General features: G+C 62.3%; 31 protein-coding genes and 1 pseudogene. 13 read left to right on the top strand and 19 right to left on the bottom strand.

Annotated features, from left to right (window positions below):
* Positions 1-20 precede the first annotated feature (20 nt).
* Complete coding sequence (locus tag IVB13_RS09025; protein ID WP_247488483.1) at positions 21-782, bottom strand: SDR family oxidoreductase; 762 nt, start codon at positions 780-782, stop codon at positions 21-23.
* A gap of 194 nt (positions 783-976) precedes the next feature.
* Here IVB13_RS09025 and IVB13_RS09020 point away from each other — a divergent pair, with 194 nt between their 5' ends.
* From IVB13_RS09020 to IVB13_RS09000, 5 genes are read left to right on the top strand one after another with little or no spacing between them, the layout of a single operon-like run.
* Positions 977-1,792: an alpha/beta hydrolase gene (locus IVB13_RS09020; RefSeq protein ID WP_026232821.1), complete on the top strand. Its 816-nt coding sequence runs from the start codon at positions 977-979 to the stop codon at positions 1,790-1,792.
* Between the two features lie 12 nt (positions 1,793-1,804).
* A complete protein-coding gene (locus IVB13_RS09015; RefSeq protein WP_018454829.1) occupies positions 1,805-3,094 on the top strand; it encodes an acyl-CoA dehydrogenase in 1,290 nt (429 codons plus the stop codon).
* A gap of 2 nt (positions 3,095-3,096) precedes the next feature.
* Complete coding sequence (locus tag IVB13_RS09010; protein ID WP_018454830.1) at positions 3,097-4,620, top strand: long-chain-fatty-acid--CoA ligase; 1,524 nt, start codon at positions 3,097-3,099, stop codon at positions 4,618-4,620.
* Entirely contained in the window at positions 4,617-5,705 is a 1,089-nt protein-coding gene (locus IVB13_RS09005) for an NAD/NADP-dependent octopine/nopaline dehydrogenase family protein (protein ID WP_247488481.1), read from the top strand. The genes IVB13_RS09010 and IVB13_RS09005 overlap by 4 nt, the downstream gene beginning before the upstream one ends.
* Before the next feature lie 3 nt (positions 5,706-5,708).
* The gene (locus IVB13_RS09000; protein WP_247488479.1) at positions 5,709-6,701 is read left to right on the top strand and encodes a 3-hydroxybutyryl-CoA dehydrogenase; all 993 of its coding nucleotides are present in this window, start codon (positions 5,709-5,711) and stop codon (positions 6,699-6,701) included.
* Here the strand turns inward: IVB13_RS09000 and IVB13_RS08995 are convergent.
* The 6 genes from IVB13_RS08995 to IVB13_RS08970 all read right to left on the bottom strand — a co-directional run bounded on the left by IVB13_RS08995 (position 6,698) and on the right by IVB13_RS08970 (position 13,051).
* A complete protein-coding gene (locus tag IVB13_RS08995; RefSeq protein WP_247488477.1) occupies positions 6,698-7,744 on the bottom strand; it encodes a peptidase M29 in 1,047 nt (348 codons plus the stop codon). The two genes, IVB13_RS09000 and IVB13_RS08995, sit on opposite strands and share 4 nt — an antisense overlap.
* A 38-nt stretch (positions 7,745-7,782) precedes the next feature.
* Positions 7,783-8,550: an ABC transporter permease subunit gene (locus IVB13_RS08990; protein WP_026232822.1), complete on the bottom strand. Its 768-nt coding sequence runs from the start codon at positions 8,548-8,550 to the stop codon at positions 7,783-7,785.
* Entirely contained in the window at positions 8,547-9,332 is a 786-nt protein-coding gene (locus IVB13_RS08985) for an ABC transporter permease (protein WP_018454835.1), read from the bottom strand. Before IVB13_RS08985 ends, IVB13_RS08990 begins: the two co-directional genes overlap by 4 nt.
* Positions 9,329-10,174: an ABC transporter ATP-binding protein gene (locus IVB13_RS08980; RefSeq protein ID WP_039799195.1), complete on the bottom strand. Its 846-nt coding sequence runs from the start codon at positions 10,172-10,174 to the stop codon at positions 9,329-9,331. The genes IVB13_RS08985 and IVB13_RS08980 overlap by 4 nt, the downstream gene beginning before the upstream one ends.
* 120 nt (positions 10,175-10,294) lie before the next feature.
* Positions 10,295-11,989: a dihydroxy-acid dehydratase gene (gene ilvD, locus IVB13_RS08975; RefSeq protein WP_018454837.1), complete on the bottom strand. Its 1,695-nt coding sequence runs from the start codon at positions 11,987-11,989 to the stop codon at positions 10,295-10,297.
* A 78-nt stretch (positions 11,990-12,067) separates the two neighbouring features.
* The gene (locus tag IVB13_RS08970) at positions 12,068-13,051 is read right to left on the bottom strand and encodes an ABC transporter substrate-binding protein (RefSeq protein WP_247488475.1); all 984 of its coding nucleotides are present in this window, start codon (positions 13,049-13,051) and stop codon (positions 12,068-12,070) included.
* Positions 13,052-13,224: 173 nt separating this feature from the next.
* Here IVB13_RS08970 and IVB13_RS08965 point away from each other — a divergent pair, with 173 nt between their 5' ends.
* Complete coding sequence (locus IVB13_RS08965) at positions 13,225-14,151, top strand: NAD(P)-dependent oxidoreductase (RefSeq protein ID WP_247488474.1); 927 nt, start codon at positions 13,225-13,227, stop codon at positions 14,149-14,151.
* 16 nt (positions 14,152-14,167) lie between these two features.
* Here the strand turns inward: IVB13_RS08965 and IVB13_RS08960 are convergent, their stop codons facing one another.
* From IVB13_RS08960 to IVB13_RS08930, 7 genes are all read right to left on the bottom strand, one after another.
* Positions 14,168-14,719: a flavin reductase family protein gene (locus IVB13_RS08960; protein WP_018454840.1), complete on the bottom strand. Its 552-nt coding sequence runs from the start codon at positions 14,717-14,719 to the stop codon at positions 14,168-14,170.
* Positions 14,720-14,728: 9 nt separating this feature from the next.
* Positions 14,729-15,958 (bottom strand): acyl-CoA dehydrogenase family protein, encoded by a 1,230-nt coding sequence (locus IVB13_RS08955; protein ID WP_026232825.1) that lies wholly within the window; start codon positions 15,956-15,958, stop codon positions 14,729-14,731.
* A gap of 184 nt (positions 15,959-16,142) precedes the next feature.
* Entirely contained in the window at positions 16,143-17,411 is a 1,269-nt protein-coding gene (locus IVB13_RS08950; protein ID WP_247488472.1) for a CoA transferase, read from the bottom strand.
* A gap of 234 nt (positions 17,412-17,645) precedes the next feature.
* Positions 17,646-18,074, bottom strand: coding sequence for a GNAT family N-acetyltransferase (locus tag IVB13_RS08945; RefSeq protein ID WP_247488523.1), 429 nt, complete (start codon positions 18,072-18,074; stop codon positions 17,646-17,648).
* Between the two features lie 64 nt (positions 18,075-18,138).
* Positions 18,139-18,438, bottom strand: coding sequence for a hypothetical protein (locus IVB13_RS08940; RefSeq protein ID WP_247488470.1), 300 nt, complete (start codon positions 18,436-18,438; stop codon positions 18,139-18,141).
* On the bottom strand, positions 18,435-18,818 hold the full coding sequence (locus IVB13_RS08935; protein ID WP_247488467.1) for a phage terminase large subunit: 384 nt from the start codon (positions 18,816-18,818) through the stop codon (positions 18,435-18,437). The genes IVB13_RS08940 and IVB13_RS08935 overlap by 4 nt, the downstream gene beginning before the upstream one ends.
* 29 nt (positions 18,819-18,847) lie before the next feature.
* Complete coding sequence (locus tag IVB13_RS08930) at positions 18,848-19,186, bottom strand: hypothetical protein (protein WP_247488465.1); 339 nt, start codon at positions 19,184-19,186, stop codon at positions 18,848-18,850.
* Between the two features lie 549 nt (positions 19,187-19,735).
* Between IVB13_RS08930 and IVB13_RS08925 the strand changes: the two genes are divergently transcribed.
* The 3 genes from IVB13_RS08925 to IVB13_RS08915 all read left to right on the top strand — a co-directional run bounded on the left by IVB13_RS08925 (position 19,736) and on the right by IVB13_RS08915 (position 22,184).
* Complete coding sequence (locus IVB13_RS08925) at positions 19,736-19,933, top strand: hypothetical protein (protein ID WP_247411705.1); 198 nt, start codon at positions 19,736-19,738, stop codon at positions 19,931-19,933.
* 108 nt (positions 19,934-20,041) lie between these two features.
* Positions 20,042-20,386: a response regulator gene (locus IVB13_RS08920; RefSeq protein ID WP_247488463.1), complete on the top strand. Its 345-nt coding sequence runs from the start codon at positions 20,042-20,044 to the stop codon at positions 20,384-20,386.
* Between the two features lie 274 nt (positions 20,387-20,660).
* On the top strand, positions 20,661-22,184 hold the full coding sequence (locus IVB13_RS08915; RefSeq protein WP_247488461.1) for an FAD-dependent monooxygenase: 1,524 nt from the start codon (positions 20,661-20,663) through the stop codon (positions 22,182-22,184).
* Between the two features lie 257 nt (positions 22,185-22,441).
* Here IVB13_RS08915 and IVB13_RS08910 read toward each other — a convergent pair whose 3' ends face one another.
* The 5 genes from IVB13_RS08910 to IVB13_RS08890 all read right to left on the bottom strand — a co-directional run bounded on the left by IVB13_RS08910 (position 22,442) and on the right by IVB13_RS08890 (position 24,109).
* Complete coding sequence (locus IVB13_RS08910) at positions 22,442-22,789, bottom strand: hypothetical protein (RefSeq protein ID WP_247488460.1); 348 nt, start codon at positions 22,787-22,789, stop codon at positions 22,442-22,444.
* A gap of 151 nt (positions 22,790-22,940) precedes the next feature.
* Positions 22,941-23,147 (bottom strand): GDCCVxC domain-containing (seleno)protein, encoded by a 207-nt coding sequence (locus IVB13_RS08905; RefSeq protein ID WP_247335261.1) that lies wholly within the window; start codon positions 23,145-23,147, stop codon positions 22,941-22,943.
* 8 nt (positions 23,148-23,155) lie between these two features.
* Positions 23,156-23,308, bottom strand: a complete 153-nt coding sequence (locus IVB13_RS08900; protein ID WP_247411700.1) for a hypothetical protein — start codon at positions 23,306-23,308, stop codon at positions 23,156-23,158.
* A gap of 96 nt (positions 23,309-23,404) precedes the next feature.
* Positions 23,405-23,671, bottom strand: a complete 267-nt coding sequence (locus IVB13_RS08895; protein WP_247335268.1) for a hypothetical protein — start codon at positions 23,669-23,671, stop codon at positions 23,405-23,407.
* Positions 23,672-23,923: 252 nt separating this feature from the next.
* Positions 23,924-24,109 carry a DUF3606 domain-containing protein gene (locus tag IVB13_RS08890; RefSeq protein WP_247488458.1) on the bottom strand — a complete coding sequence of 62 codons (186 nt, stop codon included), beginning with the start codon at positions 24,107-24,109 and terminating at the stop codon, positions 23,924-23,926.
* A gap of 132 nt (positions 24,110-24,241) precedes the next feature.
* On the opposite strand from IVB13_RS08890, the pseudogene ligD reads away from it, so the two are divergent.
* The 4 genes and pseudogenes from ligD to IVB13_RS08870 all read left to right on the top strand — a co-directional run bounded on the left by ligD (position 24,242) and on the right by IVB13_RS08870 (position 26,142).
* A pseudogene (gene ligD, locus IVB13_RS08885) lies at positions 24,242-25,164 on the top strand (non-homologous end-joining DNA ligase).
* Entirely contained in the window at positions 25,164-25,394 is a 231-nt protein-coding gene (locus IVB13_RS08880; protein WP_018454854.1) for a hypothetical protein, read from the top strand. The pseudogene ligD and the gene IVB13_RS08880 overlap by 1 nt, the downstream one beginning before the upstream one ends.
* Entirely contained in the window at positions 25,372-25,620 is a 249-nt protein-coding gene (locus tag IVB13_RS08875) for a hypothetical protein (RefSeq protein WP_157642926.1), read from the top strand. Before IVB13_RS08880 ends, IVB13_RS08875 begins: the two co-directional genes overlap by 23 nt.
* Positions 25,621-25,728: 108 nt before the next feature.
* Positions 25,729-26,142 carry a hypothetical protein gene (locus IVB13_RS08870; RefSeq protein WP_247488456.1) on the top strand — a complete coding sequence of 138 codons (414 nt, stop codon included), beginning with the start codon at positions 25,729-25,731 and terminating at the stop codon, positions 26,140-26,142.
* Positions 26,143-26,226: the final 84 nt, after the last annotated feature.

The raw sequence follows: 26,226 nt of genomic DNA, 5'->3' as shown, positions 1-26,226 counted from the left end.
CCGCGCCTTTGCCAAGCGCGCTAAATCTCACCACCGGCAACAGCGATTGCCTGCCCGGTGATTGCGCCGGCGCCCTCGCCGCACAGCCAGAGCACGGCATCCGCGACCTCCCGAGGAGAGATCAATCGCCCTTGCGGATTATGTTTCGCGAGCTCAGCAATGGCCTGCTCGCGGCTCCGCCCCGTCTTTTTCATGATGTTCTCGATGCTGCCGGCGACGAGATCGGTGTCGGTGAAACCGGGACACACCGCGTTGACGGTCACGTTGCTGCCGGCCATCTCGAGAGCGAGAGACCGCACGAGACCGACCACAGCGTGCTTGGCCGCGGTGTAAGCACTGACATAGGCGTATCCCTTGAGCCCCGCCGTGGACGCGATCGCGACGATACGACCATAGGGACGGTCCTTCATCCCGGGCAGCACAGCGCTGACAGCATGGACCACGCCCATGAAATTGACGTCCATCATGCGCGCGAACAGGGCGCTGTCGGATTTGGAGAACGGCGCGGACTCGGCGCTTCCCGCGTTGGCGATCAGAATATCGATCGGCTTCCGCGCGCTCGCTTCAGCGATGGCGACTTTCATTGAGGTTTCGTCCGAGACGTCGGCGACAGCCGCAAAATGCGCTGCCCCTGCGCTGACAGCCTCTTCAAGCGTCGCAGCGTTCCGCCCAAGGACAGTCACCGTGGCACCGGCCTCGACGAGCGCTGCTGCGATGGCGCGACCGATGCCGCGACCGCCACCGGTCACCAGCGCGTGCGGCGAATGCGGTAATCCGGACATGCGCTGGCTTCCTTGCATTCTGCTGATCGCTCTCTCGATATATTTTAACCTTCAAACTTTTGCAAATAAAGCTCGACTCGGCCGCAACAGCCGCACGCCGGACCCCGGCCCGAAAATTGCTTTAAGTATAAAATTATCTCTTCCCATCCCTCACAGGCCTGTTAGCATCGAAGGGCCGAGCAAAAGGATGTCGCGTGTCGCAGCCTGCGCCAATGATAACAAAGGACGGCCGCTTCGCCTATGAAGCAGCGGGCGATCCGGGCGGGACACCTCTGATTTTCCTGCATGGCATCGGCGGTGCGGCACGGGCCTGGCGGCAGCAGCTTGCCACATTCAGTGACCGCTTCCACGCGATTGCATGGGACATGCCTGGCTATGGTGGGTCGGCACCGCTCCCCAGCGTCAGCATCGCTGCCCTGGCGGATGCGCTTCAGCGATTCATCGAGCAGCTTGGTGCGAGCAAGCCAATTCTGGTCGGGCATTCCATCGGCGGCATGATCGTCCAGAATTGGCTGGTGCACTCCCCAAACCTGGCGCGCGCGATCGTGCTGGCGCAGACCAGCCCGGCCTTCGGCAAGGCCGACGGCGATTGGCAGAAATCATTTATCGCCGCACGGCTCGGGCCGCTCGATCGCGGCGAAACGATGAAGTCGCTGGCGCCCTCTCTGGTGAAGGAACTGGTGGGCGACGATCCTGATCCCCGGGGAATGGAGCTTGCACGCGAGTGCATGGCAAGCGTGCCCGAGGCGAGCTATCGCGCCATGATGCTGGCCTTGATCGGCTTCGACCAACGCAGCACCCTCAAGGACATTTCCATCCCGACGCTGCTGCTGTCCGGCTCCAAGGACAACAACGCACCAGCCCCAATGATGGCGAAGACGGCGACCTACATTCCATCTGCCGAGTATGTCGAGTTGGCCGGTGTCGGCCATCTTGCAAACCTTGAGCGCCCCGATGCCTTTGACAAGGCCCTCGGCCGGTTCCTGAACTCCGTCGCGATCAACACGTAGGATGACTGCGCCATGACCATGCAAGTCAGCAAGACCATCGGCGCGAGTGACAAGGTCGCGCTGGATGCACCGATCTTCGATCCCGTCGCATTCCGACTGAGCGAGGAGCAGGCCGGCATCATCGCGCGGGCGCGCGAGATCGGCCAGAGCGTGTTCGCCGACCGCGCCGCGACTTACGATCGCGAGGCGATTTTCCCGTCGGAGAATTATCGCGACCTGCATCGCGTCGGCCTGCTCGGTATTGCCGTGCCCAAGAAGCATGGCGGGCTCGGAGCGAATTATCAAACCTACGCCCTCGCGGCAGCCGAAATCGGCCGCTATTGCGGCGCGACTGCGCTCACCTGGAACATGCATGTCTGCTCGACGCTGTGGTCGGGCCCGCTCGCCGACGATCTCGACATGGATGCAGAGACTCGCGCCGAGCACGAGCGGCGACGTGCAGTCCACTACAAGCGCATCATCGAGGACGGCGCGATCTATTCGCAGCCTTTTTCGGAGGGCGGTGCGGCAGCGGCAGGCGGCGTCGCTTTCGGCACGGAAGCACGGCCGATCGAGGGCGGCTGGATCGTCAACGGCAAGAAGATCTTTGCATCACTCTCCGGCCATGCGGACTATTACGGCGTTCTCTGCACCGAGATCGCGGAAGGCGAGAAGGCTTCGCGCCGCAATACGCTTTACCTCGCCATCCCTTCAAAATCGGAAGGCGTTTCGGTCGTCGGCGACTGGGATCCGCTCGGCATGCGCGGAACGGTCTCGCGCACGCTGCTGTTCAAGGACGTGTTCGTGCCGGCAGATTCGGCGCTGATGCCGAGGGGTGTGTATTTCCAGGCCGCGATGCGCTGGCCGCACATGTTCCTGACGCTGTCGCCGACCTATATGGGCCTTGCGCAAGCCGCCTATGACTTCACCGTGCGATATCTGCGCGGCGAAGTACCGGGCACGCCGCCGGTCAAGCGCAGGATGTATCCGACCAAGCAGATTGCGGTCGCGCAAATGCAGATCAAGCTCGAGCAGATCAAGGCGATCTGGTTCCAGGCGGTCACCGAGGCGCGCGCCAATCCGAGCAAGGAGCAGGTGCTTCGCGCCTATGCCGCGCAATATTCGGTGATGGAGGGCGCCAATGAGCTCGCCGCGCTCGCGATTCGCACCTGTGGCGGTCAGGCTATGCTCCGCTCGCTGCCGCTCGAGCGGATCTATCGCGACAGCCGCTGCGGCTCGCTGATGTTGCCCTGGACAGCCGAGCTCTGCCTCGACCGGATCGGGCGCGAAGCGCTGTACGAGCCCGGCGAAACGGACGACTGACGGTGGATCTCTGCAGTCTGATCGATCGCAACGCGGCGTTCGCGCCAGACAAGACAGCCATTGCCTTCGAAGGCGAACGGTTGAGCTATGCAGCGTTCGCGGCACGCATCGAGCGGACGGCGGCGACATTGAAGCAGGAGCTCGGCGTCGGCCGCGGCGACCGCGTTGCGATCCTCAGCCTGAACCGGCCGGATTATCTGGTTCTGCTCTATGCCTGCGCGCGGCTCGGCGCGATGCTGGTGCCGCTGAACTGGCGTCTGGCGATAGCCGAGCAGCTTTTCATCCTTACCGATGCCGGCGCCAAGGTCCTGGTGCTCGAGCAGGCCTTTGAGGGAATTCTTGCCGAGCTCGAGGGCACTGCAATTGTCGGGCTCGATTTCGAGCCGCCCCGCGGTACGACGTTCGAAAACCTGTTGGCCCGAAGCCGGGGCACCGGCCGCAACCCGCACACCGATCTCTCCTGCCCGCTCCTCATTGTCTACACATCGGGAACGACCGGACGACCGAAAGGCGCGGTGCTGCGCCAGGAGGCGTTGTTCTGGAACGGCGTCATGAGCCAGCACATGCACAACATGACGTCTGACGACCATGTGCTGACGCTGCTGCCGTTCTTCCACGTCGGTGGCCTCAACATCCAGACGACGGCGGCGCTCCAGCTGGGCGCGACGGTCACGGTTCACGCACGCTTCACGCCGGACACCGCGCTTGCGGCCATCGAACGGGAGCGGCCGACCTTGACCGTGATGGTACCGGCAATCATCCAGGCCGTAAGCGAGCATCCCGCCTGGACCATGACCGACCTTTCATCGCTCAAAGCCGTCGCGACCGGCTCGACCATCGTGCCGCCGCATCTGATCGACCGCTTCGTGGAGCGTGGCGTCCCGGTGCTTCAGGTCTACGGCTCGACGGAAACATGCCCCATTGCAGTCTACACCCGGCTTGGTGGCGATCTCTCGCGCACGGGATCGACCGGACTTGCCGGCCTGTGCTGCGAAGCGAAAGTGATTGATCAGGCCGGCAACGAGGTGCCGGCGGGCGCACCGGGCGAGATCGCGGTGCGCGGCCCGAACGTGTTCTTCGAATATTGGGGTAATGCGGACGCCACGCGCGATGCGCTGCACGACGGCTGGTATCGTACCGGCGATATCGGCCTGTGCGACGCGGACGGCTATTTCTGGGTGCGCGACCGCAAGAAGAACATGATCATTTCCGGCGGTGAGAACGTCTATCCGGCGGAGGTCGAACGCGTCCTGCTCGAACATCCCGATGTCAGCGAGTGCGCCGTGATCGGCCGGCCCGATCCACGCTGGGACGAGGTGCCCATCGCCTACGTGATCCCGCGATCCGGCGGTCAACTGGAAGCAGACGCGTTGAAAGTGCATCTTCAGGCCCAACTCGCCCGCTACAAGGTTCCGCGCGACATCGTTTTCGTCACGGACCTGCCGCGCACAGCGCTCGGCAAGGTCCAGCATTTCCTGCTGAAGCAGCTTGATGCGCAATCGCGCGCGCAAGGAGAAGCATCTTGAAGATTGCGGTTCTGGGGGGAGGAAACGGCTCTTTCGCGGCCGCAGGCGATTTTGCGCTGTCGGGACATGAGGTCCGGCTCTGGCGCCGCGACGCGGATCAGGTCGCAGCACATCGCGCCGCCGGCTCGCGCGTCCTGGTGAAAGATCATAACGGCCGTCATAACGTGAAATTGGCGCTGGTGACGACCGGCATCGCCGAGGCCGTCAACGGTGCAGAGCTGATCCTGTGCCCTGCCCCCGCCTTCGCGCAGACTGATATCGCACGCCTGCTTGCTCCACATCTGCGGGATGGACAGGTCGTGTTTCTGCCGCCGGCGACCTTCGGCTCGATGATCTTCGCCCAGGCTGCGCGGGATGCGGGCAACCGCGCCAACGCGAGCTTTGCCGAAACCGGGACCTTGCCCTGGCTAACCCGCAAGCACGGCGCGTTCGAGGTCGCGATCACCATCCGCGCCAAGCGACTGCCGGTCGGCATTTTCCCGCTCGATCAGGCGCCGCGCGCACTTGAGGTGATCGGACAGGCTTTCCCCGGCGCAATCGAGCCGTGCGGAGACGCTCTTTCGGGGGCGCTGATGAACGCAGGCCCGATTATCCATCCGCCGCTGATCGTCATGAATGCAGGCTCGATCGAGCATTTCGAAAAGTGGGACATCCACAAGGAAGGAACGCAAGCCGCGATTCGCAGGGTCACCGACGCGCTCGACGGCGAACGGATTGCCGTGCGTGAGGCGCTCGGATATGGCGCACCGCATTTTCCGCTCGCCCATCATTATGCCAAGGAAGGCGAGATCTGGATGTACGGCCGCGGCTCGCATGACCGGCTGACCGATTCCGGCGACTGGCGCGAGCGGATCGTGCTGACCGAGCACCGCTATATGAGAGAAGATTTGCGGCTTGGGCTATCGCTGCTGGTCTCCGTCGCCGGCTTGGCGCGCGTGGCTACGCCGCTGGCCAAGGCATTCCTGGCCATTGGCGGCGCAATCTGCGGTGAGGATTTCGCGCAAGGCGGCCGGACCCTCGAGACGCTGGGACTCGGCAATCTCGACAAAACCGCATTGCAAACGCTTCTTCGCAAGGGATTTTAAGCGATGACCAGCCGAGCCATCATCGCCTGTCTCGGCGCCGGCCGCATGGGCCGCGGCATCGCCGTCGCGTTTGCCTATGCGGGGCATACGGTCACGATGATCGACATCAAGGCCCGTTCAGTGGAAGATTTCGTCAGGCTGGAGGCAGATGCGCTCGGCGAAGTCAGGAAGATCTTTGCCAGCCTGGCGAAGCTGGGGCTACTGACCGAGGCGGACGTCGATCCGCTGATCGCGCGGGTCTCGGTGGTGCCGGGCAGCCAGAGCGATGCGGCACTGTCCGATGCGGGAATAGTCTTCGAAGGGGTCCCCGAGATCGTCGAGCTCAAGAGGGACGTGCTGGGGGCGGCCTCAAAACAAGTCGGCTCCGATACGATCATCGCATCGACGACGTCGACCATCCTTGTCGACGATCTCTCGGGCGCGATCGTGAATCCTCGCCGCTTCCTCAATGTGCACTGGCTCAATCCGGCCTATCTGATTCCGCTGGTGGAGGTTTCGCCCGGTAAGGCCACCGACCCCGCCATCATCGAGGAGGTCAAGGCGCTACTCGAAGGCATCGGCAAGGTCCCGGTGGTCTGCGCAGCGACTCCCGGCTTCATCGTCCCGCGCATCCAGGCGCTGGCGATGAACGAGGCCGCGCGCATGGTCGAGGAAGGCGTCGCGAGCGCCGAGGAGATCGACAAGGCGATCCGCTACGGCTTCGGCTTCCGCTACGCGGTGCTCGGGCTGCTCGAATTCATCGACTGGGGTGGCGGCGACATCCTCTACTATGCCAGCCGCTATCTCGAAGGCGCGCTCGGCAGCGACCGCTATCGTGCGCCGGAGGTCATTTCGCGGAACATGCACGAGGGCCGGATCGGCCTGCGCACAGGTGCGGGCTTTCTCGACTATTCCGGCATGGACGTCGACGCCTATCGGACAAAACGGCTTCAGGCCATGGTCGACCTGCTCCGGCACTTTGACCTGGCTCGCCCGCCTGTGCTCGATCGGACCTAGCCGAAGACGTCCTGAAGCACCCCTTCACGCACCACGGCGACGCCATCGAGCTCGATCGTCGTCCCCATCATCGGCAGATCGAAATGACCCGCCGTGTAGCGGCCGGCGAATTCGTTGGCACCGGTCGAGAACAGAAAGTTGCCGGAGACAGCGCGAATTTCGGTGCCGTTGGTGTCGCGCTGGTCATACATCGACAGCGCCTCGTAGCGCGCACCCGGATTCATGCCGAACCCGACATGCGAGACCGCATAGGCTTCCCGATCGCCCCAAGCCGCAAGGTAGGCACGCATCATTGCGGCATCAGTGCCCTCGCCTTCCAGCTCGACGACATAATCGTCCCTCAGTGTCATCTTCACCGGCGATGTCAGGTAACGCTTGAAGGTCAGGTTGATGTCACCGGGCGCCATCACCAGCGTGCCACTGATCGTTCCGCTCTTGGGGAAGCTGACGACGATGCCTCCAGGCCAATGCGCCAGCGTACCGGGCTTGTCCGTCCACCCCCACACGCCGACCGTGGACGCGCCGACCATATCGACGTCGAGCGCCGTGCCGGCCTTTGAAGTCACCCGCATCCGCTGGGTCCCGCGCAGCATCTTCGCCGCCGCGCGAACGCGCTTCTCGAGTGCGGGATCCGGCACCATCCGTTCCAGCGCCTCGGGATGCTCGTTGGAGATCACCAGGATACGCGCGCCGGCTTTCAGGATCTCGGGTGTCTCCACCGCATGCATCAGGCCCTCGATGGTGCAATCCACCACAAAGCCCGCCTGTTGAAGCGCGGTGATCACCGGGCCAAGCCGCTGGATCGCCTCGCTTGCCCCTGTCGAGCGAACCGGAACGATATTCCGGTTACGCGGGGTCGGCATGACCACGTGAAACGGTCGCGCGCCCATGCGCAGCAGCGCGAGCTCCGCCAGGTGAACATTCAACGCACGTGACTGGGTTTCCGAGAGGATCGCCGCGGTATCGCCCGCCTTGACCGCGCATCGCTCAAAAATCTCGCAAAATGCGTCGATCCATTTTGCTTCGATGCGATCAGCCAGCATGGTCTTACTCCCGGTCTTCTGGTTTCTTCTTCGTCAGTTCATGCTTCGGGGAAACCCCGCAGCAGGTACGCGCGCACGGCCCCCAGCAGGCCATTGAGGATCAGGCCCAGCAGCGAGATCGTGATCAGCGGCACGAACATATCGACGGCCTGAAAGGTCCGGGCCGCCGTGACGAGGACATGTCCGAGCCCATCGCTCGACGTGATCATCTCCGCCAGAAACACCACGATGCAGGAAATGACAAGGCCGATCCGGCAACCGGTCAGGATCGACGGCATCGCCGCCGGCAGCACCACTTTGAACAGGATCTGATAGCGCGGCGTTCCCGCCGCCATGGCCGACCAGATCAGCTTCTGCTCCACCGTTGAAGCGCCGTAATAAGTAGACAACAAAATGGGAAAGAGTGCATCCGCCGCGACCAGCGTGATCTTCGATCCGTGACCGAAGCCGAGCAGCAGCAGCAATGCTGGATAGAGCGCGACCTTGGGCAACGGCGCGAGCACGCGAACGATCGGCCGGACCACGGCGTTGATAGCCGGACTGGCGGCGGCGGCGATGCCGATGCTGACACCGAGCACGACCGCAATCGCGAAGCCGGCAAACAACCGGATCAGGGTCGCCGCGATCTCCTGCTGAAACGTCCATGTCACGAGTTGCTGGAGCAGCCTGCCGAAGACATATCCCGGCGGCGGCAACAACACCGCAGGCGCGAAGCCAAATGATACGAGGCCCTGCCACAGCGCGATCACCAGCACGATCGGCGCGAGCCCAAGGATGATGCTGGTGGAGCGAAGCTGCGGCATTATGAGAAGCTCAAGGGCAAGTCGAACTGCGGTTCAGACCAGCGCACCAGCCTTGCGCGGACCCGCTCGAAGATTGCATCCAGGCAGATTCCCATCGCGCCGATGATGATGATCATCGCAAAGACGGTGTCGTATTGGCCCATGTCGAGCGCGTTGAACAAGATGTTGCCGGCGCCGGACTGACGCGCGATCATCTCGCTGGTAATCATCGTGATCAGCGCCAGCACGAGTCCGGTGCGGCAACCGGTCAAGATTTCCGGCAGCGCCGCCGGCAGTACGATCCGGACCAGCCGTTGCGCAGGCGAAAGTCCCATCGCTGCGCCCGACCACAGCATCTTCTCTTCCACCGCCCTGGCGCCCTCGAAGCTGTGATAGATCACGGGCAGGCTGACGCCGAGGAAGATCACCAGCGTCTTCGTGATGTCACCGACGCCGAGCCACAGCATGATGATCGGCATCAAGGCTGCCTTCGGCACCGGGTAGATCACCATCAGGAGCGGATTGAAGAAAGCCGCGACGGCCCGGCTGCGGCCCATCAACAGGCCGAGTGGGATCGAAACCGACACCGCTATGCCAAACCCGACCGCCATGCGGCGGAGCGAGGCCAGGATGTTGATTAGCGCTTCCTTGTCTCCGAGGATGTCCGGGATTGCACGGATTGCCTCAATCGCCGTGGGGAAGCTGTCGTTCTTCAGCGCGAGTGACGCAACCTGCCATGCCGCAAGAAGCCCGATGCAGGCAAACACCGGCGCGGCACGCTTGGCAAGGGCCGTCAGCGATGTCATGACGCCGATCCCGTATCTTCGACCTCGTCGAACATGCGCTCGATATCGACGACGTATTTCTGGTAGCGAGGGTCGAGCAGCAGCTCGCTGCGGCGGCGCGGCCGCGGCAGATCGATGTCGATGACCTCGCGGATGCGGCCGGGCGATTTCGACATCATCACGACTTTGTCCGACAGGAAAACTGCTTCGTCCACAGAATGCGTGACGAACAGCACCGTCTTGCGATCACGCTCCCAGATGTTCAACAGATCGTTCTGCAGCCGCGTTCGCGTGTGAGCATCGAGCGCGCCGAACGGCTCGTCCATCAACAGAACCTCGGGATGGTAAGCCAGCGTTCGAGCCAGCGCCACGCGCTGCTTCATGCCGCCGGACAGTTCCTTGGGATAGAAGTTCTCATAGCCCTTGAGCCCGACCATTTCGATCAAAGCACGGCTCTGTGCTTCCGCCTCGGCGGTGCGCACGCCTTGTTGGCGAGGGCCGTACATCACATTGCCCAGCACGGACTTCCACGGAAACAACGCGAATTCCTGGAATACCGGACCGCGATCCGGCCCTGGTCCCGTGATCGTCCGTCCCCTGATCTTTGCTGAGCCACTGGTTGGGCTGACGAAGCCGCCGACGACGTAAAGCAATGTCGACTTGCCGCAGCCGGATGGACCAAGGATGGAGACGAAGGCTCCCTCCTCGATCGCCAGCGAGATGTCCGATAGCGCCACATGGTTCTTGCGCGCCGAGGTCTGAAATACCTGCGAGACGCTCTCGATCTCGATGATTGCAGAAGCCGGTTTTTGCGGCGTCACCGGTCTCACCCATCCGCCCGATCTCGAAGGCACTACCTTCATCTCGTCTCACTTCATTCGCGCGAACCCTGCGCAACAGGCTTGCTGAACATCCTCCGTCAGCGACGCGAGCTTAGCAAGAAACTTGCCAGACCAGTGGCTGTTTCCGGCAGGTTCGCCGCGTCATCCGAACCAGGGCCATTCTGCGGGGCCCTCATGCGTGACGGCTCCGCCCGGTGCCTGGCCAACCAACCGCGCATATTTCGCCAGCGCGCCTGCACGGTGACGAGGCGGACGCGGCTTCCAATCGTGTCGGCGAGCAGTGAGTTCCTGCTCGTCGACCAGCATATCCATCCGCCGGTTCGCGGCATCAATCCGGATCCTGTCGCCATCGCGTACCAGCGCCAGCGGGCCGCCGACGAAGGCCTCGGGAGACACATAGCCGATGCACATTCCGCGGGTGGCGCCGGAGAACCGTCCATCCGTGATCAGGGCCACCTTCTCGCCCATGCCCTGGCCGTAGATCAGCGCGGTGACGCCGAGCATCTCGCGCATGCCGGGACCGCCCACCGGCCCTTCATTGCGGATCACGAGAACCTCGCCCGCCTGATAGGTGCGATCACGAACCGCCGCGACGCAGGCCTCCTCGTCTTCGAAAACGCGCGCCACGCCTTCAAAGAATTGGTTCTTAAGGCCCGCGACCTTGATCACCGCGCCATCGGGACAGAGGTTTCCCTTCAGCACGGCCACACCACCATCTGGCATGATCGGGGCACGAGCCGCGTAAACAACCTCTCCGTCAGGTGCGTTGGCGGCGCCATATTCTTCGGCAAGTGTACGGCCCGTGATCGACAGGCAACTGCCATCAATATGCCCGCTCTGGATCAGTTCCCGGATCACCACGGCAGCGCCGCCGATATCGTAGACATCCTTTGCCGTATATTTGCCTCCCGGCCGCAGGTTTCCGATCAGCGGCGTCCTGGCAAAAACCTCGCCGACATCATCGATCGTGAATGCGATCCCGGCCTCGTTCGCGATCGCCGGCAGATGCAGCGCAGCATTGGTCGAACCGCCCGTGGCAGCCACGATTGCCGCACCGTTTTCCAGGGATTTCCGCGTCACGACGTCGCGCGGCAACGGCCCGCCGCGCTCCAGCATCTCCATGATGAGGCGCCCGGCCCGCCTGGATATCTGCGCGCGCTCGGCATAGACACCTGGCACCATCGACACGTTGGGAATGGTGAGACCCATCGCCTCCGAGACCATCCCCATGGTGTTGGCAGTGAATTGGCCCGCACACGCGCCGATGGTCGGCAGGCAGGCGCGTTCGATCCGTTCGAGCGTGGCACCGTCGATCTCTCCGGTCATGAAGCTGCCGACAGCCTCATAGGAGTCGAGCACGGTCAGGGTCCGCCCGTCGACGCGGCCCGGCAGCGCGCTGCCGCCATAGATGAAAATGGCCGGCACGTTGCACCGGACCATGCCCATCATCACGCCGGGAAGCGTCTTGTCACATCCGCCGTAGCCTATCAATGCATCGTAGGCGAGACCATGGACGACGGCTTCGATCGAGTCGGCAATCAGCTCCCGCGAAAACAGGGAGAACTTCATCCCCTCGTGATTCATGCTGATACCGTCGGAAACCGACACGGTCGAAAATTCGCGCGGCGTGCCGCCGGCCTCCTCGATTCCGGTCTTGGCCGCCGCGACCTGAAAGTCGTGCGTCATGTTGCAGGGCGTCTGTTCGCCCTTCATGCTGACGACGCCCACCATCGGCTTGGCAATCGCAGCGTCGTCGAGCCCCATCGCGCGCATGAACGCGCGGTGCGGAGCCCGGTCGAGGCCATCCGTCGTGATCCGAGATCGGAGCTTCTTCATACGTGCATCTTCTTCGTGCAACGTCCCGGGTCATCCCGGACGCCGCGACCTTCTCGCTCGGTTCATTCGCCCGATCGCCTACTGCAACGGAGCGACAATCGTCGGATGCTTGAATTGCGCGACATCCAATTTTGGCAGCATCCCGGTCTCCGCGTAGATGTCCAGCATCTTCTGGATCGCGGGGAAATTCGGTGCCGCACCGGGATCGCGGCCGAAATCATTGTCCTTGAGCAGGTAGGTCTCGAGAACCGGAATAGGTGCCTTCAGAACTTCGTTGACGACTTTCAACGTCTCTTCGCGGTTCGCCAGCGCTTTCTTCATGCCGGAGGTAATGTCACGCACGTAAGCCTTGACCAGTTCCGGGTTCTTGTCGACGAAATCGGCACGGCAGGCTTCCAGGATGTGCACGATGTTCGGCATCGCCTGCGACAGCGAGAACAGTTTGCGCGTGCCGCCCTTTGCCTCCGCGCGCGCGGCAAATGGCTGGTTCATGTTGACCGCATCGACGCGGCCCTGCCGCAACGCATCTTCGGAGACGGCAAAGCCGACCTCGACCAGCTTGATGTCCTTGGCCGGATCGATGCCATTCTGCTTCAGCAACAGATTGAACGGGCCTTGGGTGCCGCCGCCGATCACGGAGATTCCGACCGTCTTGCCTTTGAGATCGGCGATCGTCTTGATCGGGGAGTCGTCCATGACAGCCCAGTAGACCGAGAAACCACCGGCCTTCTCGAAGACATGCTGCGCCACGATGTAGGCCTTGAGGTTGCCGCCAACCACGCCGTTGGCGAGCGACAGCGGCGCCTGGGTCGCGCAATCCAGCGCGCCCGCCGCCAACGCCTGCGTCATCGGAGCGGTGCCCTGAAACTGGGTCCATTCGATGTTGTAGGCCTTGCCGATGTTGGGAAACTCAGCCGGGCGGCGCATCATCCAGTATTTGGATTCCTCGGCCGGAATCGTCCAGCCGACGCGAATTGTCTGCTGTGCCCGTGACGAGCCTGCGCTCGCGCTCACGGCCGCTGCCGCCCCCAAAGCCAGGATCCACTTCGAAACGGTTCGCATCGTGCCCACTCCGCTGCCCAGGCGCCGACCGGCGCCATCCAACCCGACCGCGGCAAATGTTTCATGGTTCAAACAATCAAGCAAGCCATGCAGGCCGGGCGGTTTCGTCGTGGGATACGCCATGTATGGTAGTGCAGCGTCGCGCGGTCGCGGAGGGACAGATGAGGCAACCTATGGCTGAAGGAAGCAAGACAGACCCGCAAGGCGTCGAGCGGCTCGGCTATCTCGGCCTTGGACTGATGGGGACACCTATGAGCCGGCGCCTGCTCAAGGCCGGCCATCAGATCACTGTCTGGAACCGTTCGGAAGGGAAAATGGCCGCACTCGTGGAGGCCGGTGCCAGGCGCGCAGCCACCCCCCGCGACTTGATGGACAGCTCGGACATCGTCTTCATGTGCGTGACGGATGCGGCTGCCGTGGAAGAGGTGATCTTCGGGCCCGAGAGCATCTCAACTGCGCCCGGCGCGGGCAAGCTCGTGGTCGACTTCTCGTCGATCCATCCTGACGCCGCACGAGACCTTGCAACGCGATTGTTAGCTGCGAACGGCGCGGGCTGGATCGATGCGCCGGTGTCCGGTGGTACCAAGGGGGCCGAGGAAGGCACGCTTGCCATCATGGCCGGCGGAAAAGCCAGCGATATCGAGCGGGTCCGCCCCTACGTGCTCGCCATGGCACGCAGGTTCACCCACATGGGCCCGACCGGCGCCGGCCAGACCACAAAGCGATGCAACCAGGTGATCGTCGGATGCGCGATGGCCGTTCTTGCGGAGGCAACACGCCTTGCCGTGAACGCCGGAATCTATGCCAACCGATTGCCCGAAGCACTCGCCGGCGGCTTTGCTGACTCCATTCCGTTGCAGCTGTTCGTTCCGCGGATGGTCCAGGGCATTCACTCACCCCCGCTTGGTCACATCGCTACAATGCTCAAGGACCTCGATACCGTCGCCGATGTCGCGCAGACGACGTCGACCCCGGTGCCCATGGCCTCGCTTGCCGGACAACTTTTCAGGCTCGCCAAGGCCGCGCGAGGCGCGGACGCGGATGCGCTCGAAATCTACAAGCTTTCGGCGGGGCACGCCGAACCGTCGACCGCGAGCTGAAGCACGCTTGGAGTGACTACTTGCGCTCGTCGGCAAGAAATCGGCCAAACGCACCTCGCGCGAAGAGCAGCGACTCCTTCGCATTGTAAGTATAAGCCTCGACCGCACCGAGAAAGATCACGTGGTCGCCGCCGTAGTAGCGATTGACTGAGCGGCATTGAAAATTGGCGACGCTCTCGGCGAGCACCGGCGCGTTGCCGAGGCCCGGCGTCCAGTCGACACCGGTGAACTTGTCATCCGACGACTTGGCAAATTTGCTCGCAAGCGCCTGTTGCGAAACGCCAAGAACGTTGACGGTGAAATGACTGGCATTCTGGAAGACGGTCAAGCTGGAGGAATAGACGACCAGGCTCCAAAGAACCAGCGGAGGATTCAGCGAGACCGAGGCAAACGAATTGCACGTCAGGCCATAGGGCTTGCCGTCAGGAGCCGCGGCTGTGATGATCGTCACTCCCGTGGCGTAGGTGCCTAGCGCACTGCGGAAATCACGGGGATCGATCGGCGAGCTGTCGCTTGCGAGTTCGTTGGCCGGATCGGGAACGGCCGGCTGCTTCGGCAGATCATTCATCGGCCGGCCTCACAGCGTGAGATTCTCGGACGGCAGGCCCAACGCCACGCGTCCATAATTGGTCCCGGCCGCATCGAAATTGAACGCGAGATGCGAATTGATCGCGTGCGCATCGCGGAACTGCCGCTGCAACGCGCCCGTCGTGAACAGGCCCCGTGCTCCGCTCGCGGCAAACAGCATCGACACCGCATCCGTGCAGAAGTTTACTGAAAAAGCGCCGTCGCGCCGATATCGGGTCTTGGTCGCCATATCGGGGATATGACCCCGCCTTGCATCCTCCATGGCATTCAGACAGGCCGAGCGCATGATCAGGCGTGCAGCGTCGATCTTCGCCGAGGCCTCAGCGATCTTGATCTGGGTGCTTTGAAAGTCGCTCAGCCTGGCGTGGTTGTAGGTGGAAATGCGATGACGGACGACCTCCGCATAATCGTCGAGACACGCCTGCGCGTTTCCCAGCGCGACGCCAGAGAGGACGTAGGGAAATAGCGAGAACACCGGGAGAGCATACAACGGGTTGGGATTGAGCTTGCTTCCCGGCGTCGGCCCACCGTCAAGATCGCCGACTGCAACCGTCATGTCCTCGGGCACGAAAGCGTCCCTGACCTCCACGTCGCAAGACCCTGTCCCGCGCAGCCCCGCGACATTCCAGGTGTCGAGAACCTTGTAGTCGGCTTTCGGCAGCAGAAATATCCGATACTCGATGCCGTCAGCCTCATCGTCGGAGTAGACGACGCTGGCAAGCATGTTCCATGCGCAGGAGGCAACGCCCGAGGAGAACGGCCAGCTGCCATGGAGCCGGTATCCGCCCTCGACTCGCGTGGCACGGCCGGCCGGAAAAATGAACGAGGACGCAATCAGTGCGTCCGGATCAAGGCCCCAGACCAGATCCTGCGCCGTTGGCTCGAACATGCCGAGCATCCAGTGATGGCTCGCCAGATTGGCCAGATTCCAGGCCACCGAGGCGTCTGCTTGTCCGAGCAGGTCCGCGCAGTCGATCAAGCCGACATAATCGAGTTCTGCGCCGCCAATGCGCTTGGGCTGAAGCATTCGGAACAGGCCGGCGTCGTGCAGATCCTTCTCGGTTTCCGGCGGCAGATGCCGCAACTCCTCCGTCCGTGCTGCCCGCTCTCGCAGCCGTGGGACGAGCGCCCGGGCCTTCGCGACCATTGCCGCATGGGCAGGTTCATCGGATTGCACCGCAGCGGGCCGGCCCACGCTCGGCTCTTGACCAGGCGCCATTCGTATCCCTCGCTTTACGCATTTATGCGGCGAGACCCTTGCCAAATCAAGCCGGCGCAGCGCTGTCTGAGCATGGTCGTCCTGAACAAGGCGCCGGAAGGATGCGATACCGCGAAGGTGGCGGCATTGCCAAGCCATGATACGCCATCCGCGCGACGCCTGGCCTGTAGGTCGCCCTCCAGGCTCAGCCTGAGGTCGAGGGTTTGCCCGACCCGAAGACGCCCTTTTGGGTGAACTGCGATATCCGACGCTCGTCGTAACCGAGCGTATCGCGCAAGACCTGCTCCGTGTGCTCGCCCAGCAACGGAGCAGCCACAGGATCAACCGGGCCGGTCAAGCTCATGGCAATCGGCGGCTCGATGTTCGGGACCCACTCTGCCGTACGATGCGGAATCCGGTTCAAGCGATGGCGCGCTCGCGCCTCCGGTGCATTGAACCCCTCCTCGACCGTCCGGAGATAGCCGACCGGGATATTGGCCAGCTTCATCTTCGCCATCCAGTTCTCGAGGGTATCGCTTGCAAAGACCTCCGCGATGGCTGCTCGCAAAAGCTCCTTGTGCTCGGAGCGGGCTTTGCGCGTTGCAAACTGCGGATCGGTGATGAGATCGGGCCTGTTCAGCACTTCAACCACCAGCCGGCGATAGAGCCGGTCATTCGCGCAGGCCATGTAAAGCGGTCCATCGGAGGCCTCGTAGACGCCGACGGTAGGTGAGCCACTCGGCGAATTACCAAACCGACCGGGATTTTCGCCGTTGATCAGATAGACCATGCCATAGAAACCGGTCATGCCCATCGCGACGTCGAACAGGGCGACCTCGACATGCTGACCGCGATCGAGCCGATCCCGCGCCAACAGCGCCATCAGGATGGCGTTGCAGGCAGACATCCCCGTCGCCATGTCCACGATGGGCGGGCCGGTGCGAACCGCAGGGCCATCGGCAAATCCGTTGAGCGACATGAAGCCGCTTTCCGCCTGCGTGATCGGATCAAAACCGGGACGCGAGGCAAACGGTCCGGTGCGCCCGTAGGCGGAGATCGAGCAATAGACTAGCCGCGGATTGAGCGGCGCAACAGCTTCATAGTCGAGGCCAAATTTCTTCATGACCCCGCTGGAGAAGTTCTCGACGACCACGTCGGCCTTGCGAATCAAATCCAGCGCGATCTCACGAGCCTCCGGCACGGTAAGGTCGAGCGTGATGCCACGCTTGTTGCGATTGAGGCTCAGATAGGCAGCACTCTCTCCACCGATCTCGGCGTGTTCATACGCACGCGTGTCATCGCCTCCGTCTGGATTCTCGATCTTGATGACGTGCGCGCCGAAATCAGCAAGCGTCTGCGTACAGGCCGGGCCGGCGACCACACGCGTGAAATCGATGACCAGCAGACCATCGAGCGCGGTAGGCGCGCCCGTCGCCCGCGTCGAACGTTCCGGCAATTGAGGCTTGGTGGGCATCGACGGCGCTCCCTTACATCGGCTTATCGTTGCCGAATTTCCCGCAGGAGCAAACTTAAAGCCCGGCACCGCTGAATTCGCAAGTGCTCCGCCCGCATCGCTTCAATACGCAAAAAGGGCCCGGCAGCTGTCAAGCTGCCAGGCCCTTAGACGTTCCGTGTGCGCTTCATCCCGCGAACCATTTTCCGTTGCGGGAATCGCGTTCCGCATCACGGGAAACATGGCCCCATTCGCTCAGCGAAGCCGCTTTCGCCAGTAAAGCGTATGCGGCCAAGCCCAGGGCACATGGGGTTCGAAGAGCCGATAGCCCGCCCGGATGAAATTATTGGCAGACACCGGATTGTCCGTCGTATCCGAGACGATGCTGTCCCATCCAATACGCCGTGCCCGTGCCTCCATCACCCGCATCAGCCTGCACTGGAGGTCACGTCCCCGGTGCCGCTGCAACACACCGACTCTGGAGAAATAACCGCCATTTCGAATGTGCGTTGACGGCACGATACCGGCGAAGGCTACTGGCTCAGCGCCGTGATAGGCAAGCCACCACGCCCCTAACTGGAATTGCGGCAAGGGAGCCGCATCGAAGAACGTCGACTGATGCAGATCGGCCAATGTATCGACAATGTCGTCATCGGATGCATCGACGATGCGAATTCTGTACATGAGACGGTCCATTGGGGATGAAATGACGTGAGTGGAAGTGCAGAAATGTCGTGCCGATTGAGGCTCACTTGCCCAGCACGACCTTGACGCCGAGCCAAACCGCGCCCATCAGGCCGGTGGCGAGCACCGTAATGACGGCCTTGAAGGTGTAGCTCTGCGCCTGCTCCACGCTCGTTCGCCATCGGCGCAGGTGCTGAAAATCGGCCCCCAGCTCTTTTCGGTCGTCATCCTCGATTCCGAAGGACGCCAGCACCGATGCCACCGTCCTCAATACGATGGCATCGATGTTCGCCTGCTGAAGCCTCTGTTGCTCAGCCAGCGTCTCGGCAACGATCGCCCTGATTTCGTCATCCGCCATCTTCACCGCTTGATGATCCTCGCAACATTCTCGAAGCCGCGCTTGGCGAAGTAGAAGGAGACAACCAGATTGGCCTGAAGCCCGCGAAAGATAATCAGCCCGTCGCCAGGCGTCTCGATCTTGTCGCTGAACAGTTTGAAGCCGTGGCCGAGGCCAAGGCTGGCGATCTTGCCCTCGATCAGCCGCTGGGAAGATTGCGCCAGCGTCCGCTGCGCTTCTCGAATGCACACAGCGAGCGTACCGCGCTCGGCCTGACAGGTCTCGACCAGGAGCTCGCCGAAGAAATGCGATTTGCCGGAGCCGCGTCCACCATAAACGCCCTTGTAGCGCGCGGGCTGCAGCAGCGGCTCGAATATCTTGGCCGTCGGAATTTTCAGGATGGACAATGGATGCGCTCGCTCGATTTTTCCACGGCTCAGGCGTCACGATCGGCATCCCCACCGCGCAAGCTCCCCGGGTACACGATGATGCGCTCGATCCGGTGAATCAATTCCAGCACGCCATCTTCTCCGTTCTCGATCGGCTGCGCCGCCTTGCCCCAGCCGCGATCGAGGATTGCATTGGCGGCGGAGACACGGGCGGCCGGCGTTGCGTCGTCGCTGCGCATGATGCCGCCGAGCACACGGAGCGCAGTCCTGGTGTGGCTCCGCGCCAGCGAGCGGATTTCGGTCAGGGTGCGCGCGCTGGACGTCTTCCGTCGCGCAGGCGCGCGGACCGGCTCGCTCACGAGCGCAATTTCCATGTCCTCGCTCAAGACAACGTCTCCCACAGCGCGATTGCAACCAGGCCCGCGAGCGCGAGCGATATCAGATAGGCGGTCATCGTCTCTCCTCGACAAAGAAAATGCGCGGCAGATCGCGAATGAGGCGCGATCGTTTCGGGCGCGAACCCTATCTCCGTTCCGGAGACCGCAGCGGCGCGAGCAGATCGCTCGCGCCGCGGGCCGGCACGTTCGCGCGTGCGCGGCCAGCAATGGTACGGACGGCGGCACGCCGATCGGCGCTCCCTCAACGCGTTTCAAGCGAGTGCGTGGCCGTGATGCGTGGGCCGCCGTCCGATTCCGAAAATGGGATACGAAAAAACCCGCGGCGGATTTGGTCCCGCGCGGGCGTTGCGAACTTTTCGATGATGCCACTATGCCAGTGTTTTGCCCGACGGGTCAAGCTCTATTTCGATTTTTGCGAATTAAAGCCGACGGAGACCTTCGGAAAGTCAATTCCAGTCGGGCTGCCGGCGTTTCGCCCGACGTGTCAACGAACGAACCGTCCCCTGCCCGCGTTAAGCCGGTCAGGAGGATCGACCAATGACACTGAGCATGACACCGAAAACATCACGGGACTTGCCCGGCCAGAAGCCGCGCATCGACGGGGAGCCCGATACGCGAGAGGCCATCATCCCGGACGCTGACGAAACCGAGGACCAGAACCGTGATCTCGTTCACGGCGAAGGCGGAGCCATCGATCTTCCCACCAGGCCCGGCGATCTCTCGAAGGATGATTAGGCCTTGTGCTTTGCACGAGGAGTCCAACATCGCGCGTTCGACCACGCCGTACCGGAACTTACGCCAAGGCGGGCGCGTTTATTCCTTGATCAGGAGGAACGTTGTGCGATGAGCCATACTGTACTGGTTGTTGACGACGATCCCGGCGTGCTCGACGTGATGGTCGACATGCTGGAAGAACTCGGCTGCGAGGTGGTCAGCGCCCACAGCGGCACGGATGCGCTCGACCGGCTCAGGCAGAACCAGGACATCTCCATCCTCATCACCGACATCAACATGCCCGGCATGGACGGTCATGAACTGGCCGAGCTGGCCAGGCGCCGCCGCCCGGAGCTGAAGATCCTGCAGCTGTCGGGACGTGAACCCCGGCGTGACGGCCTTCCCATGATCAGAAAGCCGTTCTCGTTCGAGGAACTCGCCAGCACCATGCGGCGCACCGTCGGCATCTGCTGAAGCTCGCAAGACCGAAACATCGCAAGCCAAAAAGTCTGAAAGCCAAAAGCCCAAAACAAAACCCGCGGCGGATCGCATCCGCGCGGGTTGAACCAAACTCTTTTTCGATGATGGCATCATGCCGGTGTTTTGCCCGACGTGTCAACGCGGCGAACGCGGACAAGGGATTCTCTCTCCCCACTCAGATATGTGGTGTGCAACGGGCTTGCTTCAAGCCCCCGACCCTGCCGTAGAACCCTCGACCCGAACACCATCCAAACCCGAGGGTCATCACATGCCTGTACTGCTTCCGACGTCCCGGACGCGCGGCCACGCCAAACGCGCCGGCGCCCGCCACGAAGACCACGCCGTGGTGATCGCCGGCGGCGGACCGACCGGCCTGATGCTGGCCGCGGAGCTCGCGCTGGCGGATGTCGGCGTCGCCGTGGTCGAACGGCGCGCCGATCAGGAACTGGTCGGCACGCGCGCCGGCGGCTTGCACGCGCGCAGCATCGAGATCCTCGACCAGCGCGGCGTCGCGGATCGTTTCCTGCGCGAAGGACAGATCACCCAGCTCGCGGGCTTCGCCTGGACCAGGCTCGACATCAGCGACCTCCCCACCCGGCACGCTTACGGGATCGCCCTGCGGCAGAGCCACATCGAGCGCATCCTGGCCGACTGGGTCGGCGAGCTCGCGGTGCCGATCTATCGCAACCGCGAGGTGACGGATTTTGCGCAGGACGAGACCGGCATCGACGTGATGCTGTCCGGCGGCGAGAGCTTGCGCGCAAATTATCTGGTCGGCTGTGACGGCGGCCGCAGCCTGGTGCGCAAGGCCGCCGGCATCGACTTCGCAGGCTCCGAGCCGACGCTGAGCAACCTCATGGCCGAAGTCGAGATGCGGGACGAGCCGGCCTGGGGCCTGCGCCACGATGCGCTCGGCTTTCACGGCCTCAGCAAGACCGAGAGCGGCCGCGTGCTGGTGGTCGTGACGGAAGCGACGCTCGATCGCACCGGCGCGCCCGGTCCGCGCGATCTCAGCGAAGCCCTCGTCGCCGTCTACGGCACCGATTTCGGCCTCCACAACCCGTCCTGGATCTCCCGCTTCACCGATGCGGCACGGCAGGCCGTGTCCTATCGCAGGGGCCGCGTGCTGCTCGCCGGCGATGCCGCGCATATCCATCACTCCGTCGGCGGGCAAGGCCTCAACATCGGCGTGCAGGACGCCGTCAATCTCGGCTGGAAGCTCGCGCAAGTGGTCAAGGGCCTGTCGCCCGACAGCCTGCTCGACAGCTACCACGCCGAGCGCCATCCCGTCGGCGCCCGGACCTTGCGCAACACCATGGCGCAGATCGCCCTGCTCCGCCGCGGCGAGGACGGCCTCAAGGCCGCGCGCGAGGTCGTGTCCGAACTGCTCGCGATGGACGCGCCGCGCCAGCGTTTTGGCGCGATGATGAGCGGGCTCGACGTGCACTACGATCTCGGCCAAAGCCACGCGCTGCTCGGGCGCCGCATGCCGGATCTCGACCTCACGGTGGACGGGCGGCCGCTGCGACTGTTCACGCTGCTGCACGGAGCGCGCGGCTTGCTGCTCCGTTTCAGCAAGACAGGCGACCTCGACATCGCGCCCTGGGCAGATCGCGTCGATCGCATCGACGCCGAGTGCGAGGGCCCGTGGCAGCTTCCGGCTATCGGACAGGTCGCTGCGCCCAAAACCGTGCTGGTACGGCCCGACGGGCATGTGGCGTGGGTGGGAGACGAGAGCCTACACGGACTCGCGGAGACGCTGACGAGGTGGTTCGGACCGGCTTCAGACTAGTTTCAGGTCGAGCGCGAAGGAACGCGGCTCAAGATTCGAATATTCGCGCGTTCACCGTGCGGAGGTTCATCGACGCTGCCGGCTTGCTGCGGTGGCGTGGAGCCCGGCTGATGGGATAGCGCGTCCCGCATCCATCGGGGTAAACCGATCAGAGCCGCGTTCTCTTGCTGGGGATGCATATCTTTAGACTTCGGTGGAGTCGCTGGTGACAATGTTTTCATTGCAATTCCTCGCTTGGAGACAAGACGATGCGAAGCTTACGAAGCCTCGGGTTCGCGCGTCTCATTGTCGAACATCGATGGATGATCCGGATGTACGATGATGCGTTCGATCCGTTGCAGCAATTCGCGCGGCCGTGCGTCCGTAGCCAAGGGCTGCACCGGCTTGCCCCACCCACGATCGAGAATAGAGTTTGCGGCGGCCACCCGCGCAAAGGCATTCGCCGTCTCTCTAAACATGATGGCAGCAAGCACGTTGAGTGCCGCTTCGGTCTTGGCTTGTGCCAGGGTTTCGATATCGGCCAGCGTTGGTGCCCTGAAACCTTCCCTGACTACATGCTCAGCAACAGGAAGATGCAGCTCGGTCCTTCTCCTAAATTTGGTCATTTGGAAATCCGTTTGTTTAAATGACGACTCCGCAAATAAAAAGCCCGCGGCGGATTGCTCCGCGCGGGCTGATCTTCAATGATGCCATTCTGCCAGTGTTTTGCCCGACGTGTCAAACTCAGGCGCGGCAGCCGCACTCCCTTAGAGGCAGCTAGCTACAGCAGGACCTGCCGTTCTCTTGAACCGGCGGACAGCAAACGGTGCCGAAGGAACAGAACACGCAGCAGTCGCCAGAGAGCGGCTTTAGGCGCTCGCCGCAGCCTTTGCAGTCATAGAAGAACTGGCAGGCGTCGGTCGGCATGACCTCGGTAGCAGCGTGACCGCACTTCGGGCACGTGATGGTAGAGTTTAAGATCATCTGCGATGTTAACCCTGCGCAGCGTCCGCTCCCTTCAACTTCTGCCGCAGCTTCCTGATCAATCCGCGGAGGTCCGCGGCATACTCTTCGATGATGCGCCGCCGGGCCTCGTCGCTCTCGCGGGGCATCACCTCTGGCTTTTCGGGCGGCTTATCACTCATGGCATCATACGAACCGCCCCCGCGCCATGCGATTTTGATCTAGATCAACAATGTTTCGATCCTTGGAGCCTCTTCCACCTTCTTCAAGCGCGGGGGCTACCGAGTAAGGAGCTGCCGGCGAGCCTTCTTCAGGTCGGTCGCCAGTTTTATCTTCTCTCTTAAAACGAGGATTTCGGAATATTCCTTTTGGATCTCTGGGGCGACGCGAAGTGCTTCAAGCTGCTGGGTGGCCAGTTTGAAGATTGCGGCAATATGCGTACCTTGGATGGGGTGCATGGTGATCAAATCCGCTGTGGGAAAAAAAACGGAAAGGGACCATACAGCGAACCGCGTTGCGGCGTCGCTGGAAATAAACAGCAACATTGCTGTCGTTTTGTTTGCAGCGCGTCACTGCCCTCATCGCGTGGGCGGAGAGACGGCCCCGGCTTGCAGGGGGCTGGAGGTATGGCCGGGGCCGCTCCGCCAGCTCGGCGGCGAGCCAGCACCGCACCAATTCCGGTGCGACTGCCGCAGTTCCTGAGTTGAGGAGATTCCTGATGGCGCACCAGTAGGCGCAAGAAAGCCGGCCGCTCACGCGACCGGCTCGCCACAAACCTGTGGGCTAACGCAAAACTATCAGCGGGCCAGCTTACGCTCGACCTTCTTCCGGCTGCTACCCACCTTCTTGACCGCCTTCTTGACGGCAGAAGCCGAGCGGCCGGTCTTCGTCGCCTCGTAACCGACTTCGTATTTCTGTCCACCCGCCACGCGCGCGCGGTCCTGCTTGCGACCGCGAGTTGTCTGCTTCTTCGCTTTAGCCATGTTGCTCTCCTTGCATCTCTGAAACGCGAGAGTATTCAAACGGTTCCCCATGCCGTTCAAGGTCGCGCCCGTCGTCGGAACGAATCCGGCCAGAAAGATTCGAATCAAGGTGTTCGTTGCGTGGAGTTTTCAGTGGCGTCCCAGCGTCAGCGGAGGTCCCAGGCGGCCGGCGTCAAAGCGCCCTTCCCCGGCTTCATCAAACCGGCCTTGGCATCGTGGGTGGACGCGTGCCATCCGGAGCGCGGTGGATTCACGAAATCAAATTCGACGGCTACCGGGTCCAGGTTCATTTGGCGAACGAGGCCGTCACCGTCTACACCCGTCGCGGCTTCGACTGGACCAAACGCTTCAAGAAAGTCGCCGACGACGCCTGGCACATCAAGGCAGGATCGGCGATCATCGATGGCGAGGTTGTGGTCCCTGCTGCCGATGGCAGCACCGATTTTTCCGTCCTTCAAAACGAGCTGAAGGGCACATCAACCAAGATCGTGCTCGTGGCATTTGACGTGCTTTATCTGAATGGGCGAGACCTGCGCGGCCTGCCGCTGTTTCAGTGCAAGGCCGAGTTGAAGAAGATCATCTCCGGCACCGCAGTGCAGTTCAGTGAGAGCTTCGAGATCGCAGGCAACGAGATGTTCGCGCATGCTTGCAAGGTCGGGCTTGAGGGCGTGGTCTCCAAGGTTCGCGACAGCACCTACAGCAGCGGCACGGGTAACAAATGGGTCAAGAAGACTTGCAAACGACGCGAGACACTGACCATCGCAGGTTTCGCGCTGGATGAAGGCAAATGGGACGGCATGTATCTCGCGCGCCATAAGGGAGATGATCTCATTTATGCGGGCAAGGTCGACCTCGGATTCGACAAGTCATCTGCCGCAGAAGTCCACAAACGATTGAAGCCGCTTGTCCGCAAGACGCAACCTTACACCAAGCGGATCGCGCACAAGGGCATCTGGGTCGAGCCGAAGCTGCTTGCGGAAATAGAGTACCGCGCGAAGTCGGCGGAGGGGAAAGTCCGGCATCCCTTCTTTAAGGGCTTGAGAGAGGATTTGTGATGGATAGAACCTCCCGCATCCTTCAGGATCTATACGACAGTGAAATCAATTTCACGATTGCCGCCTTTTGGAATGGCGGTTTTCAAATCAACCTCGGGCTCGGTGATGAGGTGAACGGCTTCGATGCCGAAGGGGAGGCCGACAATATCGTCGATGCTGTCGAGTGGCTTCGTGTCGAAGCTATCGAGAAATATCCGGAGAGTGTCTTTGCAAAAACTCATCGACGATGACTTGACATGTTCGGCGGGTGCAACAACCACGATGGTGGTTTACTGCGCCCATAATTGTGACACCGAATTCGAGACCGAAGTTGAGGAACTCGAATGCGGCGCCGGCCAAATCGTCTGCCTGGAATGCGACGGGAGCGGACGCTGCCTGTTTCCTCCAGAGATGGTCGGAGGCGAACTGGCCTGCGTCGATTGCAAGGGGACGGGCCGCCAGTTGGTCAGCATTTGAGAGCGCTTTGGTTTTCCACAGCCACGACAGGAAGTAGCCCGTTGCGCTTCTCGCCTACCACCTATCGATAATTTGCCAGCTTGGCCGGCACATGGCTTTGATCGCGGCATGACCACCAAGTCCCGCCAACATCTCTACGGCACTCAAATCAAGATTTCGGCCGAGCGCGCCAAGGAGGCGCGCAAGGAGGCCGACAAACTGGCTTGCGCGGCCTGGAACTATCGGACGCTTGGCTATAAGGGCCCGGCGCAGCCATCGCCGACGATCGGAGATGCCCTCAACGCCGGCTTCCTATACCTCGAAGTGCGATGCCTTGGATGCGACACCAACCAAACCGTGGCACTCGATGTCGTCCGTCGTGCCAAGACGACGCCGGTGCATGAACTTGAGCGCTACATGCGATGCAAGAACTGTTCGGAAGTGCGGCGCTATCCGTATAAGCGAAGCGCACTCGTTGCATTAAGACCAACGAAAATCTCGGCGGATAATCCGGCATCTTACTGGTGGCCCGGCGAGCGCTAAGGATCATCGAACATATGTGCTGGTGTGGACGGCCTCTCATCCCCACGGTTCTATGGCGCTGTCAGCGTCACAGCTAGATGAGAG

The organism is Bradyrhizobium sp. 17, from assembly GCF_023073515.1.
In the GTDB taxonomy this organism is placed as follows: Bacteria; Pseudomonadota; Alphaproteobacteria; order Rhizobiales; family Xanthobacteraceae; genus Bradyrhizobium; species Bradyrhizobium canariense_D.
Note: the sequence above shows the minus strand (reverse complement) of the source record. Positions and strands in the feature narration are given on the sequence as shown.

What these genes read in the sequence shown, in the direction of transcription:
- IVB13_RS09025 (WP_247488483.1), bottom strand. Translation starts at nt 782, where the DNA reads ATGTCCGGATTACCGCATTCGCCGCACGCGCTGGTGACCGGTGGCGGT.
- IVB13_RS09015 (WP_018454829.1), top strand. Translation starts at nt 1,805, where the DNA reads ATGACCATGCAAGTCAGCAAGACCATCGGCGCGAGTGACAAGGTCGCG.
- IVB13_RS09000 (WP_247488479.1), top strand. Translation starts at nt 5,709, where the DNA reads ATGACCAGCCGAGCCATCATCGCCTGTCTCGGCGCCGGCCGCATGGGC.
- IVB13_RS08995 (WP_247488477.1), bottom strand. Translation starts at nt 7,744, where the DNA reads ATGCTGGCTGATCGCATCGAAGCAAAATGGATCGACGCATTTTGCGAG.
- IVB13_RS08985 (WP_018454835.1), bottom strand. Translation starts at nt 9,332, where the DNA reads ATGACATCGCTGACGGCCCTTGCCAAGCGTGCCGCGCCGGTGTTTGCC.
- IVB13_RS08980 (WP_039799195.1), bottom strand. Translation starts at nt 10,174, where the DNA reads ATGAAGGTAGTGCCTTCGAGATCGGGCGGATGGGTGAGACCGGTGACG.
- ilvD (WP_018454837.1), bottom strand. Translation starts at nt 11,989, where the DNA reads ATGAAGAAGCTCCGATCTCGGATCACGACGGATGGCCTCGACCGGGCT.
- IVB13_RS08970 (WP_247488475.1), bottom strand. Translation starts at nt 13,051, where the DNA reads ATGCGAACCGTTTCGAAGTGGATCCTGGCTTTGGGGGCGGCAGCGGCC.
- IVB13_RS08965 (WP_247488474.1), top strand. Translation starts at nt 13,225, where the DNA reads ATGGCTGAAGGAAGCAAGACAGACCCGCAAGGCGTCGAGCGGCTCGGC.
- IVB13_RS08960 (WP_018454840.1), bottom strand. Translation starts at nt 14,719, where the DNA reads ATGAATGATCTGCCGAAGCAGCCGGCCGTTCCCGATCCGGCCAACGAA.
- IVB13_RS08955 (WP_026232825.1), bottom strand. Translation starts at nt 15,958, where the DNA reads ATGGCGCCTGGTCAAGAGCCGAGCGTGGGCCGGCCCGCTGCGGTGCAA.
- IVB13_RS08950 (WP_247488472.1), bottom strand. Translation starts at nt 17,411, where the DNA reads ATGCCCACCAAGCCTCAATTGCCGGAACGTTCGACGCGGGCGACGGGC.
- IVB13_RS08945 (WP_247488523.1), bottom strand. Translation starts at nt 18,074, where the DNA reads ATGTACAGAATTCGCATCGTCGATGCATCCGATGACGACATTGTCGAT.
- IVB13_RS08925 (WP_247411705.1), top strand. Translation starts at nt 19,736, where the DNA reads ATGACACTGAGCATGACACCGAAAACATCACGGGACTTGCCCGGCCAG.
- IVB13_RS08920 (WP_247488463.1), top strand. Translation starts at nt 20,042, where the DNA reads ATGAGCCATACTGTACTGGTTGTTGACGACGATCCCGGCGTGCTCGAC.
- IVB13_RS08915 (WP_247488461.1), top strand. Translation starts at nt 20,661, where the DNA reads ATGCCTGTACTGCTTCCGACGTCCCGGACGCGCGGCCACGCCAAACGC.
- IVB13_RS08910 (WP_247488460.1), bottom strand. Translation starts at nt 22,789, where the DNA reads ATGACCAAATTTAGGAGAAGGACCGAGCTGCATCTTCCTGTTGCTGAG.
- IVB13_RS08905 (WP_247335261.1), bottom strand. Translation starts at nt 23,147, where the DNA reads ATGATCTTAAACTCTACCATCACGTGCCCGAAGTGCGGTCACGCTGCT.
- IVB13_RS08900 (WP_247411700.1), bottom strand. Translation starts at nt 23,308, where the DNA reads ATGAGTGATAAGCCGCCCGAAAAGCCAGAGGTGATGCCCCGCGAGAGC.
- IVB13_RS08895 (WP_247335268.1), bottom strand. Translation starts at nt 23,671, where the DNA reads ATGTTGCTGTTTATTTCCAGCGACGCCGCAACGCGGTTCGCTGTATGG.
- IVB13_RS08890 (WP_247488458.1), bottom strand. Translation starts at nt 24,109, where the DNA reads ATGGCTAAAGCGAAGAAGCAGACAACTCGCGGTCGCAAGCAGGACCGC.
- IVB13_RS08880 (WP_018454854.1), top strand. Translation starts at nt 25,164, where the DNA reads ATGGATAGAACCTCCCGCATCCTTCAGGATCTATACGACAGTGAAATC.
- IVB13_RS08870 (WP_247488456.1), top strand. Translation starts at nt 25,729, where the DNA reads ATGACCACCAAGTCCCGCCAACATCTCTACGGCACTCAAATCAAGATT.